At 45.5% G+C, this 18997-nt stretch carries 14 protein-coding genes and 1 other RNA gene; 7 read left to right on the top strand and 8 right to left on the bottom strand.

The window, feature by feature from the left end:
* Window positions 1-89 precede the first annotated feature (89 nt).
* Entirely contained in the window at window positions 90-986 is an 897-nt protein-coding gene (locus NFI80_RS03605; protein WP_234612765.1) for a DUF8464 domain-containing protein, read from the bottom strand.
* A 132-nt stretch (window positions 987-1118) separates the two neighbouring features.
* Between NFI80_RS03605 and NFI80_RS03600 the strand changes: the two genes are divergently transcribed.
* Complete coding sequence (locus NFI80_RS03600) at window positions 1119-1394, top strand: hypothetical protein (protein WP_254414166.1); 276 nt, start codon at window positions 1119-1121, stop codon at window positions 1392-1394.
* A gap of 773 nt (window positions 1395-2167) precedes the next feature.
* Here the strand turns inward: NFI80_RS03600 and NFI80_RS03595 are convergent.
* Window positions 2168-2638, bottom strand: coding sequence for a JAB domain-containing protein (locus tag NFI80_RS03595; RefSeq protein ID WP_234612761.1), 471 nt, complete (start codon window positions 2636-2638; stop codon window positions 2168-2170).
* Window positions 2639-3014: 376 nt separating this feature from the next.
* Between NFI80_RS03595 and NFI80_RS03590 the strand changes: the two genes are divergently transcribed.
* The 3 genes from NFI80_RS03590 (at window position 3015) to NFI80_RS03580 (ending at window position 4587) form a co-directional block, all read left to right on the top strand.
* Window positions 3015-3497, top strand: coding sequence for a hypothetical protein (locus tag NFI80_RS03590; protein ID WP_234612760.1), 483 nt, complete (start codon window positions 3015-3017; stop codon window positions 3495-3497).
* 98 nt (window positions 3498-3595) lie between these two features.
* Entirely contained in the window at window positions 3596-3919 is a 324-nt protein-coding gene (locus NFI80_RS03585) for a DUF4134 domain-containing protein (protein WP_255703564.1), read from the top strand.
* A gap of 377 nt (window positions 3920-4296) precedes the next feature.
* Complete coding sequence (locus NFI80_RS03580) at window positions 4297-4587, top strand: helix-turn-helix domain-containing protein (RefSeq protein ID WP_234612759.1); 291 nt, start codon at window positions 4297-4299, stop codon at window positions 4585-4587.
* Window positions 4588-5318: 731 nt separating this feature from the next.
* On the opposite strand, the gene NFI80_RS03575 is transcribed toward NFI80_RS03580, so the two are convergent.
* The 3 genes from NFI80_RS03575 to NFI80_RS03565 form a co-directional block, all read right to left on the bottom strand.
* Complete coding sequence (locus NFI80_RS03575) at window positions 5319-6536, bottom strand: site-specific integrase (protein WP_234612758.1); 1218 nt, start codon at window positions 6534-6536, stop codon at window positions 5319-5321.
* Between the two features lie 423 nt (window positions 6537-6959).
* Window positions 6960-7331, bottom strand: a transfer-messenger RNA (tmRNA) gene (ssrA, locus tag NFI80_RS03570).
* A gap of 185 nt (window positions 7332-7516) precedes the next feature.
* Window positions 7517-9823: a TonB-dependent receptor gene (locus NFI80_RS03565; protein ID WP_235164853.1), complete on the bottom strand. Its 2307-nt coding sequence runs from the start codon at window positions 9821-9823 to the stop codon at window positions 7517-7519.
* A gap of 156 nt (window positions 9824-9979) precedes the next feature.
* Here NFI80_RS03565 and NFI80_RS03560 point away from each other — a divergent pair, with 156 nt between their 5' ends.
* Window positions 9980-10417 carry a PepSY-like domain-containing protein gene (locus NFI80_RS03560; RefSeq protein WP_235164854.1) on the top strand — a complete coding sequence of 146 codons (438 nt, stop codon included), beginning with the start codon at window positions 9980-9982 and terminating at the stop codon, window positions 10415-10417.
* A gap of 77 nt (window positions 10418-10494) precedes the next feature.
* On the opposite strand, the gene NFI80_RS03555 is transcribed toward NFI80_RS03560, so the two are convergent.
* Together NFI80_RS03555 and NFI80_RS03550 are read right to left on the bottom strand one after the other, a co-directional pair.
* Complete coding sequence (locus tag NFI80_RS03555) at window positions 10495-12258, bottom strand: RagB/SusD family nutrient uptake outer membrane protein (RefSeq protein ID WP_235160244.1); 1764 nt, start codon at window positions 12256-12258, stop codon at window positions 10495-10497.
* Between the two features lie 34 nt (window positions 12259-12292).
* On the bottom strand, window positions 12293-15529 hold the full coding sequence (locus NFI80_RS03550) for a SusC/RagA family TonB-linked outer membrane protein (RefSeq protein WP_235164855.1): 3237 nt from the start codon (window positions 15527-15529) through the stop codon (window positions 12293-12295).
* A gap of 376 nt (window positions 15530-15905) precedes the next feature.
* On the opposite strand from NFI80_RS03550, the gene hemF reads away from it, so the two are divergent.
* Complete coding sequence (gene hemF, locus NFI80_RS03545; RefSeq protein WP_235164856.1) at window positions 15906-16823, top strand: oxygen-dependent coproporphyrinogen oxidase; 918 nt, start codon at window positions 15906-15908, stop codon at window positions 16821-16823.
* Here hemF and NFI80_RS03540 read toward each other — a convergent pair.
* A complete protein-coding gene (locus NFI80_RS03540; RefSeq protein ID WP_235164857.1) occupies window positions 16794-17876 on the bottom strand; it encodes an o-succinylbenzoate synthase in 1083 nt (360 codons plus the stop codon). The genes hemF and NFI80_RS03540 overlap by 30 nt on opposite strands.
* Before the next feature lie 67 nt (window positions 17877-17943).
* Here NFI80_RS03540 and lpxK point away from each other — a divergent pair, with 67 nt between their 5' ends.
* Window positions 17944-18996, top strand: coding sequence for a tetraacyldisaccharide 4'-kinase (lpxK, locus tag NFI80_RS03535; RefSeq protein WP_235164859.1), 1053 nt, complete (start codon window positions 17944-17946; stop codon window positions 18994-18996).
* Window position 18997 lies beyond the last annotated feature (1 nt).

The raw sequence follows: 18997 nt of genomic DNA, 5'->3' as shown, positions 1-18997 counted from the left end.
CAACCTGACATCTGGCCGATTGCGGGTAAGAGGCAATCCACCCAGACTTTTTGTAGTTGGGAGTCGTCAAATTTGGCTCCTCTGATAATTCAACTCTTTTGGCTCGATGATGTACTTGCCAACCACTCATTGAAATCCTTATAGCCAGTATACATTCCACTGGCATCATTGTATTTTTCACTGATGTCCTTTACTGTCGAAGTGCTCCTAACACCTGCAGTATCCCGATCAAAATATAGGTCGATGTTATAATGGCTTTCCAGAAAAGGTCGTGCGCGATCGAAGAGAGAGATGGAGTTCAGGATGACGTAATTCTCGGGTTGCTCAGTCATCTTTCTCATCAAGGTTTTGTAGGACAGAAAATCGAACATGCCCTCAAACATCGAGACTGTCAGAGCACCGACATTGATTGTAGTAATATCCTTCGGACTGCTTGCCAACTTCGAGTAAGAATTCCGTAGCTCATAACCACCAGAATTATTGAGCAAGCCAATTTCAAAATACCTTCGGTCTCCCATCTGGTAGTTAACCTGTCGGCAGTATTGCCTGGCGATATCAGGTGAAACAGATCTTGAAACTATGTAGTCCAAAAGTGTTTTACTTGTGAGCTGCCCGGTATACAAAACTTGTATGGGGCAATTCGCGGCAGCCTTCTCTGTTGAAGGTAAAAGAATCTTGGGCCTGTGAAAGGACCAGTAATCGGAGAAAGTCTTGATTACTTCCCCAACTGAGCACTGGTAAAAAATCGTGGCGAAGTCAATTAAATTCCCTCCAAGACTGATTCCGCGATCATACCAACGATTAAGTCTCCGATTGACTTTAAACGATGCAGTCCGTTCATCCCGCAAGGGGGACAAATACCAGTGATCTGCACTATGCACTTTGACTGGCTCAAATCCTAATTCTGACAGATAACCAATAAGGTCTATTTCCCTAATTTCTGCCAACGTTAACAGCCCGCGGCTTCCCCTCTCTCTTTCGCTCATTTTGCTTTCTGTTTTTGTTCGTGGAGCGAAATTAAAGAACACAAATGTCAGCTACCTATCCTGGGTAAATTCTCCTTAGGATCGTTTCAGGGGCAATTATTATTTTTGTACTGTACTAAAAACAAGAAAATGATGAACGCAAAAGAGCTGACAAGTGTGTATGATACCATCATGAGTATCTCCGGAATGAATGATCAAATCAAGATCGATTTGAAGATTAGCAGGCGGAATGTTTTGCTTCTGACCCAGGCAATTAAAAGAGCCTTAAGTTTTCCCGGTGTTGAGGGTAATCCTGACTTGATTGAAATCGCCTCAAACGAGACAAAGGAAGAACTATTAGCATTGTCGGCCGATTGCTTGCAGAAATCCGGTCTGGTAGAGTTGAACAAGCGCCTCGCAAAGTTGTAAGAAATATTTGGGTTGTAATGGCTACTCAGTCAGTAGATAACATCTCGAACCAAAAATTATATCTGCATAATCTTTCGTACCCCCTTGAATTTAAAAAGCCATTTGGATAAAATAGGCGGACTGCTTCGCTGAGCTCACGCTATTTCCTGAGAGGATGTGTGAGTATCGATTACGCTATTTAAGGGCATTATGTTATGTGGTTTTATCTCGGTTAACAATTTTGAGAATAAAAATCAGGAAGGCCGCTATTGAAAAACCTAGTAGAACATATTTAAACGAGCCACTGATGAACATGGCGACAGCGAAAGTGACCCACGCTAGTGATAAAATTACACGATTATTTTTCATATGCGGTTTTTTGAGTAGAAGTCGAAGATCATTAAATCTACTTAAAGCACCTTGGTTTTGGTTGTTATTATGTCAGGTAATCAATGCTGCAGCAACCTTAAAACAAAACGAGTTATGGTTACGCATTTATCCTGGACAGGCTACTTTCTGGCGTTAGTGCCCCAGTGGCGATCTACTATGTAATCATTGGCATCCGGTATACCGCCAGGATATCAAGACCATACTTAATTCGCAATCTCGTTTCTAGAACCGGCAGGAAAGGAACCGCAAATTATAACGCAGCCAACGAATAGTTGACCTAGATAGGCTAGTATTATGTTTCTTGACTATAGCAAACTCTCAAATTCCAGCCAAATTCCTTGATGATTCCGGTTGTATTTACTGTGACATTGCCGTCAAGGTATGCCACAGTAAGATTTGTGATTTCACAAAAGACTCTCATCCGAAAACGAACAAAACCCTTCCGCCGTAACGATCAAATGATCCAACACTCGGATATTCAGTAATTCTCCAGCCTTTCTCATATTCTCAGTAATATACTTATCAGCATGACTCGGCACAAGCTGTCCGGAAGGGTGATTGTGGGCCAGGATAATCCCTGTTGCATTGGCTTTCAAAGCAGCTGCAAAAACGATCCTTACATCAGCACTTGCACCTGAAATCCCACCTTTGGAAACTTCAAAAATACCTAGCACTCGGCTGGCATTATTTAATAGCAGTATCTTGAACTCTTCAATAAATTCTAGCCTGTCAGGATTCCAGGTTTGCATCAGCACCTTATATGCATCTCTGGACGATTCTATTTTAGGACGCTGGCTTGCTTGCACATTGGTTTTGTAGATCAGCTCAATCTCTGCTACCTGATACAAGTTTGAAACATTCGCGAAGCTTTCCATAATTACCTTGATTTTGAAGTGATTGAATGAATTATGGCGCTTCATTCTAGCACTGGGCAAGCAAGTAGTGGAAGCAACGGAATAAAGGAAAGCATGTGGGTGAGCCATGCGTTTATGCCGGAATTTCCACTACGCTCCGCGGCCCTGTGCCTAACTTTGGGGCATCATTGATACATGAAACTCTTTCGGGCATTTAGACGGTCTTCAAAAATTTGGCAAGTCTTGTGGCAATTTCCTTTTTCTATTCAATTGATAATCATTGGGGTACTGTAGTCGCGGCGTGGGTACAAGAAAAAGTTGTACTTGAAGAGCCTTGGTTTTGAGTGTTGTTTTGTCAGGTAATCAATGCAGCAGCAACCTTAAAACAACACGAGTTATGGCAACGCATTTATCCTGGACAGGCTACTTTCTGGCAGTGGGTGCCGCAGTGGCGATCTACTATGTGATCATCGGTATCCGGTATTACAGGCAGGATATCCGGGCACTACTCGATTCAAAATCCCGGTTCTCGGAACGGCCGGAAAAGCCCCCACCGGTTAGCCCACCGCAGGCAAGTCAGCCGGAAGAAACCACTGAGCCTGTTGAAGTGAAAAAGCAACCCTGGCAAAATGAAGCCTTGTTTGCCAAGGTCGAAGAGCTCAGCTCGCAGCTCAGGAATAGCATCAAAGAAGCATACCAAAAAGGGTACGAAAAGCGGGACTTTGTTTTTCTAAACCAGATGTCAATCAAAGATTTTTCTGCCGTCAAAGGCACGCCGTTCCGTGAGGCGATCAACAATGTGATCACTTCGGAATCTGCAAAATATGGCTTCATCAACCTCAGTGCTGTGGAGCTAGAGGAGTTATGGAAGGAGGTTTAATGATGAGCCCGCTCTCCTGCGCTCCCGGGCCTTCGGGCTTGGGAGCCGCAAGGAGACAAACAGAGTAAACAAGTTTAAAACAATAATCAACGAGGCGTATGAAATGTGGGAAAACAGCCCTATCAAGCAGGGCAAAACAAGTATGGGCAGCAGCGCTGCTCTCAGTAATGGCAACCATTGCCAAAGCGCAAGACGGCGCGGCGGGCATCTCCGAAGCCGACAGCCAGGCGCAGAGCTACTTCGAGCCAGGCACGCAGCTGATGTATGCCATTGGCGCGGTGCTGGGGCTGGTAGGCGCAGTGAAGGTTTTCCAGAAATGGAATGCCGGGGACAATGATACCGGAAAGGTCGCGGCGGCGTGGTTTGGAAGCTGTATTTTTCTGGTGGTTGCTACCGTGCTGCAATCTTTCTTTGGCCTATAATTCAGTGGCTCGGGTACATCTGTCAGCAACTGGCATTCAAGAAAAACAAGACGACCAAAATTTCTCCGCCTAAACTTAGTGGCTGACAATTAATTTTTGGAAGATAAATATTGAGGTAATAACTAAGGAAGTTTTGCAAGTCTTATGGCGGGAGCTGCTCGAAGACTTAAAGCGGTTTCTTGCCAGCTCGAATAAGGCTCCGAAGAAATCGCTTCGAAGCGCTAATGCAAAAGGAGGATGCTGAACATCTCATCCGGTACGCATCAGAATCTGAGAATAAACGGAAGGTTAAAACATAGCAATATAGGAGGATCATTTTATTATGCATTCCAGGAAATCCAATCACTGGTGCTAGCTGATACAAAACGAATAAAGTGATGGAAAGATCAATAACAAAAATCTTTAACCGGATCCTTATTGACCGAAGAGTAAGGATCTGGCATGTGGGGACTTACCTTGCCTTGGTGCTGCTTTGGGATAAAAACAGGCAATCAAGTCCCTTTCAGGTAACTAGGCGGATGATCATGCAGATGTCCCGAGCAAAAAGCCCGTCGACATATCATAAACACTTGAAAGAGCTCGAAATATTCGGCTACATAAAATACTTGCCATCATACCATCCTAAGCAGGGAAGTAAAGTCTGGCTGGTTGAATCAAAAGCTAATTGAAGCTTCGCTTCCACGGCGGCCAGCTTTGGTGATAAAAAAAGGAAGACAAGCTCCCCCACTAATTGAGGCTATTAGCCGCTGACGGAACACGAACATCCTCGACAATATTTATATATTGCGTTGAAAACACATTTACTCTCCTTCCCTCCAAATCCCACATCACTTCCTTAGTAAGTGCCATGGCAATCTCTATTAGCTTTTGAGCTGCGAATCAGCAATCGGCCTTGTTGCATTAATCGATAGTAGGTCCAATTAACACCCCAGCAAATAGTTTAGCGTTTTCAACCTGGTAATCTAATCCGGCGTTGGTGATTGCCCTCGGCTACTATGGTACTGATCGACCACCTGTGCAAGCCCTTGTTTGGCTTTTTCCTTAACAGAAATGACTGTACTTGTCTTTTTTTAAGATAATTGATGTTGTGAGCCAGAGATACTACATGTGAGAAGGTGGAAATGATTTTATTCATATTCCTCATGCTCATTTAAAAATATATGCTTGGCAACAGAAAAAGCCTGTTTAACAGTTGCCGTTAACAGCCAAAGGAAACGAAATTAGTGCCCCACTGAGTTCGCTGGTAAAACTTGTAGTACCTCAAACAATAGAAAAAGCCGCCACTATGCCGCAAACTTTTGGCGGCTTCTCAGAGTATTAGGAAATAGGGCCACTTGTTTAGCTGCCCTTTTGCCGAGTCTGTTTGTCAAACTTTAATTAATGGTACCATACATATGATCTAAAATTTTGCGCCTATAATCTCTGACAATCGTTGCATATCATCACTGACTTTTTTGTCCAGGACTTTCGCGTATAGCTGGGTCGTTTTCAGGCTGCGATGTCCAAGCATTCTTGAGACCGTTTCAATTGGAACTCCATTTGAAAGCGTAACTGTTGTGGCAAAAGTGTGTCTAGCTAGGTGAAAAGTAATTGGCTTAACTATTCCACAAACATCTCCAATCTCTTTCAAATAAGCATTCATCTTTTGGTTGGAGAGGACCGGAAGCAGATGCTTGTCTAAACGCTCCAATTGGCTCTCGTACTTTTTTAGCAACTTCAAAGCTGGTGGTAGAAGTGGAATTCGGGAGGCAGAGTCTGTCTTTTGACGCTTTATATTTATCCACATTTCACCTGAACGACCTTCTATTATATCCATTTTGCTAAGTTTTGCGACATCGGCATACGCCAGGCCAGTGTAGCAGCAGAAGAGAAAGATGTCTCTTACTTGTTCTAAACGTGGAATCTCAAACACTTTATTCGCAACTGTGCGTAATTCATGCTCCGTTAGTGCAATTCGATCGACTTCGTGCTTTGCAAATTTAAATGCAAAAAACGGGTCTTTCGCTATGATGTCATTTTTCACGCAAATGAGTACTATCTTCTTTAGGTTTGCCAAGTACTTCATTGTAGCATTGTGACCAACCTTTTTTACACCTTTTAAATAAAACTCGAAATCCGATATAAATTTGAAATTGAGTTTTCGGACATCAAAGTCCTTCGTTTTGTAGTTCCAAGTGATAAACTCTTCGGTGTGCCTGAGCGTGGTCTGATATCGCATATAGGTTGCGTGCGCATATTCTAAATTGATCAACTGTTTGACCTTGGCGTTATGTTCTTTAAATATGGTCAACAGCCCGATGATATTTTGATCTTCTCCCTGCCACTTCCGCTTAAAAATTTCAATACACATCAATAGATCCTCCTTGATGATTTGCCGCTGAATGGCATAAGCTTTACCTGCCAAGGTTTCCAAAAATGCGTTGACTTCTTTAGCCTCTATTGTTGCGCCCTTCGCTTTTCCTGAGCTTGCTAACCACTTTTCCGGTGATACAGATTTGCCTGTTGCAACTTCAAACCTTGCTCCACCAATTGTTACCCGCATGTAAACGGGCAGTTGATTGTTTCGATTGATCTTTGATTGCCTAACCGAAAACAGAATTGTCATGCTTGATTCCATCTTTTTTTGTTTTAAAATTAGATATCTCATTTTGTTGAATCAAGATGTTCATTTGCTGCACATGTTATTGAATGACAAACAATTAGGTATATCCAAGGGACCAAAAAGGGACTAACAATCATAATGGGACTCAGTCCCGAATTCGTCCCTTTGCTATTGTTAGACTTTGAAAGATTTGGATAGCGAGCAGGAAAACAGAAAGCCCGCAAATCTTGATTTACGGGCCTATGCAGATTTAGAAACTTGTTGGAGTGGAGATGGAGGGAGTCGAAATCCATCTCTAATCAACTTATTTTCAAATACTTACTTTCCCGTATTTTTCTCAACCCCTAATTCCTCCCTCGGGTTTTGCTGCAAAATCTGCGGATAACAAAAAACCCGCAAATTGATTTTGCGGGTTTTTGTAAGATTTGATTTTTCAATCAGTGGAGATGCGGGGATTCGAACCCCGGTCCAGAACAGGGAAACCCTGCGCCTTCTACATGCTTATCCGTGATTAGGTTGTCGGGCCAGACAAGGTGCACGGCGGACCCGCGTCATGGCCTTAGATACTGGTGTCTCGTTGAATTTCCGTATCACTATTTCAACCAGCGCTGATTTGCGACACCCCGGAGCCCAACCATCAGCACGTAGGTTGGAGGGATGATGGCATTAGCTAAATCCTCCGGATTAGGCTGCCATGGCGTAAGTAGATTCGCCAGTTATTGTTTGAGACCATTATTTACGGGAGGTAATCTCAACTCCCGACATGCTTACACACAGACTTCCAACCCGCTGTCAATTCCAGTCACCCCCATTTGTTTGACTTCGCCAAAGAACCAGGTTGCAGTTCAATTGCATTGCTAGTTACACATTTTATAGCCCAAAAGTTCGCCAGGTTAAAGAGGTTTTCTTCAAATGACTGGAAGTAAATGGTTTAGATGGAAAAAAAGTTTGGTCATTCAGAAGTTATTGGTTGTTTGCCGTTGGTCTTTATAAAACTAGAATTCCCATCGGTAGCTTAGGACAGGGATTAGGCCTAGTTGAGTTTGCGTGATGATTTCTTTCTTTAATGTGTCGTAGAATTTGAATGCCTGATTCTTGGTACCAGAGACGTTTTGGAGGTCGAGGGCGAGGGTGCGGCTATATTTTGCGTTGCTCTTTTTCCAGTAAATTCTCAGGTCCGGACGAAAGTAATCTTTCATTTTATACGAAAAATCTTCGTCTTGCAAATATACGGTCTGCTGAAATTCTCGCGACGCGGCGAGGTTGATGGGTGTGTCGCGGAAGCCGCCTAGCCAAAGAATTTTAGCATTCACACCCCAGGTGCTCCGATCGCCGGATTTGAACTCTTTGCCACCCGTGAAACTGAATGTGTGCCTTCCATTGAACCGGCTATCGCGTCGCACGCCATCTTTGGCTACATATGTTGCGTCGTATAGTGAGCCAGACAGCAACATATAATAATTGTCGGTCAGCAACTTTTGATATGAAACCTCCACGCCATAATTACGACCGGTTCCATCATTTTCCAGCCGCTTTGTGACATCGTTTTCAATAAGATTAAGCGCAGAAAAATGATCTTCTTCATAAACTGCAATAGGAATGTTGAAATGTTCCTGCCAGTATGCTTCTACTTTTAAGCTCGCATTTTTAGCAAAACTCCTTTGATAACCTACCACGAAATGATGTGACTTTGAAGGTGTTAAACTTGGATTCCCCCACGCATCGGTCGTTGAATAGGCTGCCAGATAGGTTTGCGGCTGTTGCATCTGACTGTGAAGGCCGTAGGAAAAATTGAACTGTTCCTTCTCGTTAACCTGCCATTTCAATGATGCCCGCGGTTCCACAGAAATGTTGGTTTTCGATAAAGGCAAATCCAGTTTGCTTATCAGTGAATGCAGACCAATTTCGGTCGTCACGCTGCTGGTGATCTGGTAATTCCAGGATGCAAAAGGCTGGACGATGTAACTGCCCACCCCGCCGTAATAGCGCGTCAAAATGTCTTTCTGCCAAGTGAGATATCCACCGGCACGCATTCGGCTTCTCGTCCCGAACCTGGCATTTAAAATAGAACTGACCGAAAACATTCGTTTCTTGATCAAATCTTCACCATTGCCGTCGGCTGGTGTGGATGGCGTATTAAAAACAGGCGCCGCGTCTCGGGACGTGCGCAAGCCCGAAGCTGCAACCACTGTCCTGAGCGATGCATTCCTACTCAGCGGCAGGTCATTGGTGACACCCATTGCACCCATTTTGTTTTTATAAATGATGTTATAGCCATCCTTTTGCGTTTCCCAGGTTGTGCTGTCGCCCTCGGATTTGAAATCATTGCTGCTCACACCGCCCATGCCAAACACTGTGAATGTACCAGCTTTCACAGTGGGTAGATTAACGTGGAACGATAAATCCTGGAACCGGATGTCCTCGCCTCCAAACTTCACCCCCAACGCGCCAAGCAATCCTGTGAACGAGTAGCGGTAATTAACGAGATAAGATGCTTTTGATTTCTTGGAAAATGGGCCTTCGGCTGCAAAATCGAGCCCTAATAAGCTGGCCTGGGCGGTGAATTCGGTTTTCTGATCATTACCGTTTCGCAAATGCATGTCCAGGATGCCGCCGTTGACATTGCCGTATTGAGCTGGGAATGGTCCTGAAAGAAATTGAGATGTGCCCAAAAGCTGCGTGCTCAGAATGTTCACACCGCCGCCGGTGGATGTGGGCCGGTCGCTGAATGTGCCTGCGTTTGACAAATGGTTTGGGTTGACGATCTCTACACCTTCGAGCCGCCATTGCATGCTGTTGGGCGAGTTTCCTCTTATTACCAATCCATTCGCCTGATCATTCGCGGCTGCAACGCCTGGAAAGGAAGTAGCGACCCTGGCCGGATCCATGTAAGTGGCTGCATATCTGAGCGTTTGCTCGATTGTGATTTCCTGGACGCTGTTGAATGCAACGGGCCGCGCGCCGGTGACAGTGGCTTCGTTCAACTGCTTACCTGCCGGTGCGAGCCGAACCTGCTGCACATTTTCCTTGCCCGACTCCAAGAGCAGTTCGGGGATCCGGACAGTTTCATAACCTACATAGGAAACCGAAAGTTGGTAGCGGCCAGTCGGGAGGTTATCAAATCGGAATGCGCCTTGGGCGTCGGTGATGGTCCCGGTTTGTGGCGATATCAGGGCAACGGTTGCGCCTGCGAGCGGCGATTTCGTGTCAGCGTCCTGGACGGTGCCGCGGATCGTGGATGTAAAATTTTGGGCAAATCCGGCTTGGGCAAAAAACAGCAGGCAGAGTAAAATTCGGAGCATTTGAAAACGTGTCAAGTAATGTCCACAAAAATAGTTTCTTCCGGTTTACTAACTATCCTGCTTTAAAGTTTTCAAAAAATAAGCTGATCGCATAGGGGAATGACTTTGTTCAATTGTCACAGGGAAAGGTAATATTCTAATTTAACCACCAATTACATGAAAAAAGCACTCTCAATTTACTTTGTACTAATCCTTTTGGCCGTGACTGGCTGTGATAATGAGAAGGTTGTCGATGAAACCAGCTTGCCGCCGCAAGCCTCAGAATTTATCGAGGCCCACTTCCCAAATGCAAAAGTTGCCCGCGTGGTGCGCGACCGGGATGAGCTGCTCACCAACTTTGATGTGATCCTGGACAATCAGGTTGAGCTGGAATTTGATAAGCAGGGAGAATGTTTCAGTGTGGATGGCAATGCCAATGAAAAATTACCGGATAGCGTGATCCCGCTGAAAATCCTGGAATATGTTCAGAAAAACCATGCTGACAAATACATTACCGACTGGGAGAAAAACAAGACTACGCAGGAAGTGAGCTTGTCGGATAACAAAGAGCTTATCTTCAACCTGAGCGGAACATTTCTTAGAATTGATGACTAAGTAATCCGATGGATGTTGAATAAAAAAGCGAGGGCGACCATTTGGCCGCCCTCGCTTTTGTTTGTTATGCACAGATCTTAGTAACCTGGGTTTTGCGTTAATGTAGGCTTACCATCCAGCTGGCTGTTCAGGATTTCGTCCTGTGGAAGCGGATAGTAGTTGTTCTTTTCGGTGAAAGTTTTGCCTGTCATATAGCCTCTTTTGCTGAATGTGCGGCCAGACGGCTCTTTTCCGGGAAGCGCTTCTTCGGCTGCATATTTGTTCAGCACTTTGGCTGCAATGCCCCAGCGAACCAGGTCAAAGAAGCGGTGTCCTTCCATCGCGAATTCGAGGCGTTGCTCCATGCGGACTGCGTTTCTGGCGTAGTCGGCACCTTTGCCTGCGAATGTTCCTGCCGGATAAGGCTCCACTTTGTAAGTAACTGATGCATCCTGAACAGAACCGGTTTTTGCGCGCAGACGGATTTGGTTCACATAACCTTCCGCAGCGGCCAGGTTTCCAAGTTCAACTTCACATTCAGCCAGCCACAACAATACGTGTGAAAGCTTGATCATGCGGAAGTTGTTGTTCACATTACGCTTGCTTGTGGAGTGCGTTGTGCTATTTTCCTCAGACAGGTAATACATCCATTTTTTACCTGTAAATGGTCCCGCATAAACCTGATCACGGATCCACGCAGAACCCGGCATAGGGCCCCAATCCAGGAAGTTAACGCCGCGACGGCCAACTGTCCAGTCAAGACGTGGGTCCACAGGAACTGTTTTGTCCAATGTAAATGCAGCGGAAGATACGATTCCCTGGTCATTTGGAAGATCCACTTTGTTGTATGTATCCAAAGTGCCGTCCGCAGCAGCGCCGATCATCGGCAAACCATTTTCAGTTTTAAATGCATTCACAAGGTTGTGCGAAGCCTGGTAAAAACCGCAGCAGCCACGTCCCGGTGCACCTGCTGAATACGGCCAGTTCAGGTTATCCCCTGCATTACCATTGTTACCGTTTGTTCCGTCGTTTACAGAGAACTGTACTTCGAAAATAGACTCTGTGTTGTTGTTTCCTGTTGTTCTGTAATTGTCGTGATAGTTTGGAACCAGTTTTTTACCGGAGTTTTTCACCACATCATCCAGCAAAGTTTTTGCCTCCGCCCATTTCTTTTGGAACAAAAGCGTTTTTGCGAGGAAAGATTTAGCAGCCCATTGTGTTGCCCTTCCTTTTTGCGCCTGAACTGCTGGCAAATTATCCGCTGCAAATTTGAAATCAGCCTCAATTTTAGGCCAAACATCGTCTGTATTAGGGACCTTGGTTGAGTTAGGATCCGCTGACACATATACAGTTTCGTCGATAAATGGAATCTTGTTCCACATTTTCTTGGCCTCAAAATGGTAGAAACCTCTTAAAAAACGTGCTTCTGCAACGACCTGAGTAATTTCAGCCTCCGTCATATCCTTTACCAAATCACTGGTAGCAATCTGGATTACTTCGTTACATCTTCCAACACCGTCATATTGGTGCCACCATTTGCCCAGGAAATAAGTGTTGTCCGAAAGCCAGTTGTACTGCTCAATGAAGGACTGTTCCGGCTGGTCACCTGCATCGGTTCCTTTCACCGCGTCATCGCTGGCAATTCCACCGAATACATAGTTAGAAACCGTAGACTGACGGCCCGTATTACCGGAACCAACACCGTCAACAAGCGAGTAAGCGCCAATTAATAAGGCATTCACCCCATTCTTGTTACTGAGTTGCTCCACAGAAGCCCGTCCCTGCGGTTTAAGATCGAAAAAGCTGTCAGAGCAGGAAAAGCTCAGTCCAATCAGAACGATTAATATGGTTATTTTTTTCATTGTAATAATATGAAATTTCGTGAATGTCAAAGGATTAGAAACCAAAACGCAAGCCCACCAGATATGATTTAGAAACCGGATAAGCACCTTCATCCACACCCATGTGCTTGTCTTCGTTGTTGTTACCAGATCTTCTCAGGTTAATGTCCGGATCAAGTCCTGTGTATTTAGTAAATGTGAACATGTTCTGGCCTTGCAGATAAACCTGCGCCGAAGCGATTTTCACTCTTTTCAGTAATTTGGCTGGCAAAGTGTAAGTCAGCTGAACATTTTTCACACGGAAATAAGAACCGTCTTCCAGGAAGTAAGATGAAACTTGCTGGCTGGTTGCATCACCTGAGTTAAGGCGTGGCAATTTGGCGTCGTCACCTGGTTTTTTCCAGGAATTGTAAAGCATATCTTTTGATCTGTTACCCTGGAAAACGTTGAAATCCGTCCAGTATCTAACATAGTTGAAGATCTCATTACCCTGAACTCCCTGGCCGAACACCGTCAAATCGAATGCTTTGTAACCAACATTCAGGTTAACACCATAGTTGAAATCCGGGTGCGGGCTGCCGATGATCGTACGGTCGGCGGCAGTAATGATACCATCGCCATTCACATCGCGGAATTTGAATGTTCCCTCACGTGTATACGAACCAAATTTAGGCGCTGCATCCGCTTCTGCCTGATCTTTGATTACACCATCCACAAAATAACCATAGTAGCTCGCGATCGGGTAACCTGCTTTCGAAGCGGACATGGCCGGAAGACGCGTTGAGAAACCAAAGATTGTTGCATTAGGGTCATTGTTCAGCTTAATCACTTCGTTTTTGTAGTGACCAAAGTTCACACCCGCTGCATAGTAGAAATCTCCTTTTTTGTCACGGAAGTTAAGACCGATGTCAAAACCTTTGTTGCTAACCTCACCAATGTTGGTATACGGGATCGTTCCTGTTCCGGCTGTTCTTGGAATGGCGATCTGCGTTAACATATCGGTTGTTTTACGGTTGTACAAGTCGAGCACAAATTCCATTTTACCGTTCAGCAACACGGCGTCAAGACCAATGTTGGTAGAAGTGTTGGTTTCCCATTTACCATTGTTGTTACCAAACTGCACAAGGTCAAATCCACCTACGATGGAAGTTCCTGTTCCGTTGATATCGTAAGCATTGTTCTGAGGATCCGGCGCGTACAATGTGTAAGCATTGTAAACGTTCGGGATCAGCTGGTTACCTGTTTTACCCCATCCAAAACGAATTTTAAGGTCATCCAGCACTTTCTTGGTAGGCTTCATGAATTCCAGCTCTGTCAAGCGCATACCCACCGAGAATGCAGGGAATATACCATAGCGGTTGGCTTCCGAGAAACGGGAAGATCCATCGCGACGCAATGTAAAGTCAGCCAGCAAAAGCTCTTTGAAACCATAGTTGATTTTTCCGAACTGGGAGAAAAGTGCAGTTCTTTCAGCACCGGCTCCTGCATTGGCCAAACCGGACGCCGAACCTGCATCCAGGTAACGATAGTCTAGATCATCAAATGCAAAACCACTTCTACTTGCCTGGAATGCAGCGAAATAGGTTTTAACAGCTTCTGTTCCCACCAGGAAATTGAAGTTGTGCACACCAAATGTTTTGGCATAATTCAATGTATTGAACCAGGTGATGGAGCGGTCCAGGTTGTTGATCACGTTAAGGCTATTTGCATTTCTGGATTCTGCTGCTTCAATGTCGCGGTGGAAATATTCAGAGCGGTTTGTCTGATTGTATTCCAAACCGAAGCTGGTGCGCGCAACCAGTCCTGGCAAAATGTCCACCTGCGCAAACATGTTTCCGAACACGTGCGTGCCTTTTGTGATGTTGTCCTGTTCACGATACAGACGTGCCAGCGGGTTTGGCGCATTACCCAGGTTACTGCCGCGGCTTCCTGCAAATCCATTATATGCGGAAAGGTTTGTTCCGCCCAATGCAGCAGGACCGCCTGTGATGTCAAAAACCGGAATAATCGGGTGAACGCGGATGGCAAACATGATCGGGTTACCCTCGTCATTGTTTGTGATTCCTTGTCTTTCATCATAAGAGAATGTGAGGTTCTCTCCCACAGTAATTTTACCTTTTGTAAACTCTGTGTTGGCCCGAACCGAATACCTTTTGTATTTGGTATATCTCAAAATCCCATCCTGCTTGAAATGGTTAGCAGAAATCGCATATTTAGCTGATTTTGAACCACCGCTAGCGCCGATCTGATAGTTGGAAATTGGTGCCGGATCGAAGATCACGTCCTGCCAGTCTGTTCCCTCTTTGTTGGCCTTGGTAATGTTGAACGCTGTTTTACCCAGCGCCGGGTCAGCAATGTCGTTTGTATAAGTATAATTGGATGGCAATTCACCGTACACGTTTGGATAAATGTAATCCGCGATGGTCTGGTTGCCATTTTCATCAAACTTATATTGTACAGAAGGCGAAGTAGCAGACGGGTTTTTACCAGCGCCCAGATCCGACTGATACAAATACTGCCCTAACTCTTTTGTATTCAGCAAATCCAGCATCTTACCAGGTCTTTGTGTTCCAGTGTAGAAGTCGAATGTAATGCTAGGATCGCCTTGTTTTCCTTTTTTGGTCGTGATAATCACAACGCCATTCGCTGCGCGGGCACCATATATAGAAGCCGCAGAAGCATCTTTCAACACCTGCATGGATTCTATATCATTCGGGTTCAGCTGGTTAAGCGTTCCTTGTGTGGGAACACCATCAATTACATAAAGCGGGCTGTTGTTATTGATAGACCCAAATCCGCGGATACGGACCATTGTTCCACCACCCGGAGAGTTGTCATTTCCAACCGTCACACCGGCCGCACGTCCCTGCAACATTTGCGTAACGCTTGCAGAAGGCACAGCTGTCAGTTCCTTGGTGTTGATAACCGTCACAGCCCCGGTAATGTCCTTTTTACGCTGTGCGGCGTAACCCGTTACAACAACTTCTGTGAGTGATTTCACATCGGCGCTCATGGAAATGTCGATCGAGCTTCTGTTTCCGATCTCGACTTCCTGGGTGAAATAACCGATGTAGGAAACAACAAGTGTTCCTGTTTTGGAGGGAGTGGCAAGCGTAAAACGGCCGTCAGCATCCGTCGTCGTTCCCGTTGTTGTTCCTTTTAAGAGAACGCTTACCCCGGGTAATGGCACATTTTCGGAGGCATCGGTAATGCGTCCGCTTAGCTGGTTTTGTGCCCAGACGTGCAGCACACAGAAACACAGTAAGAAAGTCAGGTAGAGATTTTTTTTCATTAACTGTTCGGGTTTGTTTAAATATTAATAAAAAAAGAAGTATTTGTAACCTACTGTCACATAACAGGCTGGGCAAAAAGTAATGTCTGTGAGGAAAATAGGCTATTACTGGCAAATTATAGAAAAAATCATAGATATCAAGAAATTCGGATGCGAATTAGCAACATTATCTTTCAAACGACGTTGTGAGCATTTTTTCGGTATTAAGTCACCTTTCGTTTACATTTTTATCACTATTCCAGCTGAAAGTTTACTTAATCTAATTATTTCGACACAGCATTTATGGCTCTCATGCTAAACCATGCCTGTTTTGCGGATCCGCCTCGGGACGTTTTAAGTTTTATCGTATTTTTGCCCGCTACGATAACGGTTACGTATGAAGGTTGACGAAATAGAAGGTTTTTTTAAGGAATTACAAGACAGCATTTGCAGTGCCATTGCAGAAACGGATGGAACAGGAAAATTCAAGGAAGACCTGTGGGAACACCACTCCGGCGGCGGTGGCAGAACGCGGCTGATCCAGCATGGCAGCGTGCTCGAAAAGGGCGGCGTTAACTTTTCCAAAGTGCAGGGCGAAGTGCATCCCCGGCTACGGCAGCAAATGAACCTGGGCGACAACGACGATTTCCACTTTACGGCCACCGGCGTTTCGATCGTCATGCACCCGTATAATCCGCACGTGCCTATTATACATATGAATGTGCGCTATTTCGAGTTAAGCAACGGCACCTGCTGGTTTGGCGGAGGCATTGATTTAACACCACATTATATTAATGAAGCAGATGCAGCTTTTTTTCACAATTATCTGAAACAATCCTGCGACAAGCACCACATTGATTTTTATCCCAAATTCAAAACCTGGGCCGACGATTACTTTTTTATCCAGCACAGAAATGAAACCCGTGGCATAGGAGGCATTTTCTTCGACTATTTGAAACCCGGCGATGCGGGAAATGGAAATGGGTTGTCGAAAGAGGAGCTTTTTGCTTTTGTAAAGGAGGTCGGCGAATCGTTTGCGCCTATTTACACGACGCTTATGCAGAAACACCGCGACGAACCATTTACGGAAGCGCAAAAGCAATGGCAATTTCTGCGCCGGGGCCGCTATGTTGAGTTCAATCTGGTTTGGGACCGCGGGACGAAGTTTGGCCTTGAAACCAATGGGCGCACGGAATCCATATTAATGAGCTTGCCGCCACAGGCCAATTGGGAATACAATCATGAGCCCGAAGCAGGCTCGCCGGAAGCTGCTACTTTGGAGGCGTTAAAAAAAGGGCTGAATTGGGCTTCCTGATTTGTCGTAGGTAAGGTAACCGTTTTGAACAACCAGCGGCGACTCGAAATTGTTGGTGTAAAGCTGGCCCGTTCCCAACCCTTGCGGAAGCGGATTTTGATAGGACGCTGTGAACTGTGCAATCGCGCTGAGGCCAATGTTGGATTCCAGTGCGGACGTGATCCACCAGCCAATGTTCAGGCGGTTTGCTATTTCGATCCATTCGGCTGTGTGCCGGAAGCCTCCTAATAATGTGGGTTTCAAAATGATGAAAGGAGGCATCAGCTTTTTAAGCATGGCGAACTTCTCGCGATAATCGAAAATGCCGATCAGCTCTTCGTCGAGCGCAACGGGGATGGGCGATGAAACGCACAATTCCTGCATAAGCTGATGTTGCCCCGGCTTCACCGGCTGTTCAATCGAATGCAGATCGAATTCAGCCAATCTTTTCAGCTTATCATCCACGTTATCTGCTTCGAACGCGCCGTTTGCGTCCACTCTTAATGTAATGTTCTCTTTATCAAAACGCTTGCGGATAGATTCCAGGATGCGGCACTCCTGATCAAAGTTGATCGCGCCGACTTTCATTTTTAATGTAGAAAAACCCTGCGCCAATTTATCCTGGACCTGCTCCGACATATTTTCATAGGAACCCATCCAGATCAAGCCGTTCATGAGGATGCCGCTTTCACCTCTCGAAAAGGCATTTTTGAACTGAACCCTTTCCCCGCCGTTCATGATATCCAACAAAGCCATTTCAATCCCAAACCGAACGGATGGCAAATGTTGCGGAATAACCTGATCGAGAATGATGCCGAGGTTGAAAGGAAAAACATCCAGATCCATGTCGTTAAAAAGATCACAGACGGCTGCCAGTTGCTGCTCATAGTCGGGCATGTCGTCGACGCTCAGTCCTGGCAGCGGGCCGCATTCGCCGTAACCTTCAACGCCTGGTTGTTCAGAATCGGTGATCTTGATCAGCCACGACGTCTTTTGTGTAAGAACCCCCCGGGAGGTGCGCGCTTCATTGCGAAAATGCAGCGTGTACGGTTTATACACAATTTTTAAAGGCATGTTTTTGAGGTGTCAGCGTTTTTCGGGGCACAATATTAGCCAAAAAATACGTAATTATGCACCAGTTATGAAAGAACATAATTGGATAAAAATCGCATTGACACCGTTTTCGTGGGTATATGGTTTGATCACCAACCTCCGCAATCTGTGTTACGATTACCGGTTATTCTCTTCCGGAAGGCCTTCCCAATTCGTTATTTCCATCGGCAATCTCACCGTCGGAGGAACAGGCAAAACGCCTGTAACTGAATATCTCACGAAGTTATTTTCCAATAAAATCCCCACAGCCATATTAAGCAGAGGTTACGGGCGGAAAACGCGTGGTTTTCTTTTAGCTGATCCCGCATCAACCCCATCCGGGATCGGTGATGAGCCTATGCAGTATTTTTTGAAATTTTATCCCGATGTTACTGTGGCTGTTTCGGAAAACCGCTTCAAAGGTGCTGAGACCATTGCGGTATCCGATCCTGATAAAAAGCTGCTGCTCCTCGACGACGCGTTTCAGCACAGGGCCATTGCCCGGGATGTCAACCTGCTTTTAAATGATTTCCAGAGACCGTTTTATAAGGATCTTCCCTTTCCGGCCGGCCGTCTCCGTGAAAACCGCAACGGCGCGCGCAGGGCCGATGCCATCATCGTGACCAAAACCCCTGCCCTGCTTGCAGATGATGTACGGAAAGACATTACCATGCAACTTCAAAGATACAGCCGCCCGGAAACGCCCGTCTTTTTTTCATTTATTGAGTACGGGCAACCCGAAAGTTACGCAGGGGACGTATTATCGTTAAAGAAAGTTAAAATGGCGGCCGGCATTGCAAATCCTTTGCCATTCTCTGCACATCTTCGGGCCCGGTTTGACGTTACAGATGAGGTTGTTTTCCGGGATCATCATAATTACACTTCCGCAGACGTGGAAGAACTGATTAAGAACTTAAAAAACGATACTTTTGTGGTAACAACCGAAAAGGATATGGTTAAGTTGAAACCCCTGGTTGAAGCGTTGGGCGTGGCAGGAAAGTTTGCCTATATTCCTGTTACCGTGAGTTTCGGCAGTGATACCGGACGCTTCCATGAATGGATTTTTAAACAAACCGCTCACCTCTTTCAGGCAGAACGATAGT

The sequence above is a fragment of the Dyadobacter chenhuakuii genome (assembly GCF_023821985.2).
GTDB lineage: Bacteria > Bacteroidota > Bacteroidia > Cytophagales > Spirosomataceae > Dyadobacter > Dyadobacter chenhuakuii.
Note: the sequence above shows the minus strand (reverse complement) of the source record. Positions and strands in the feature narration are given on the sequence as shown.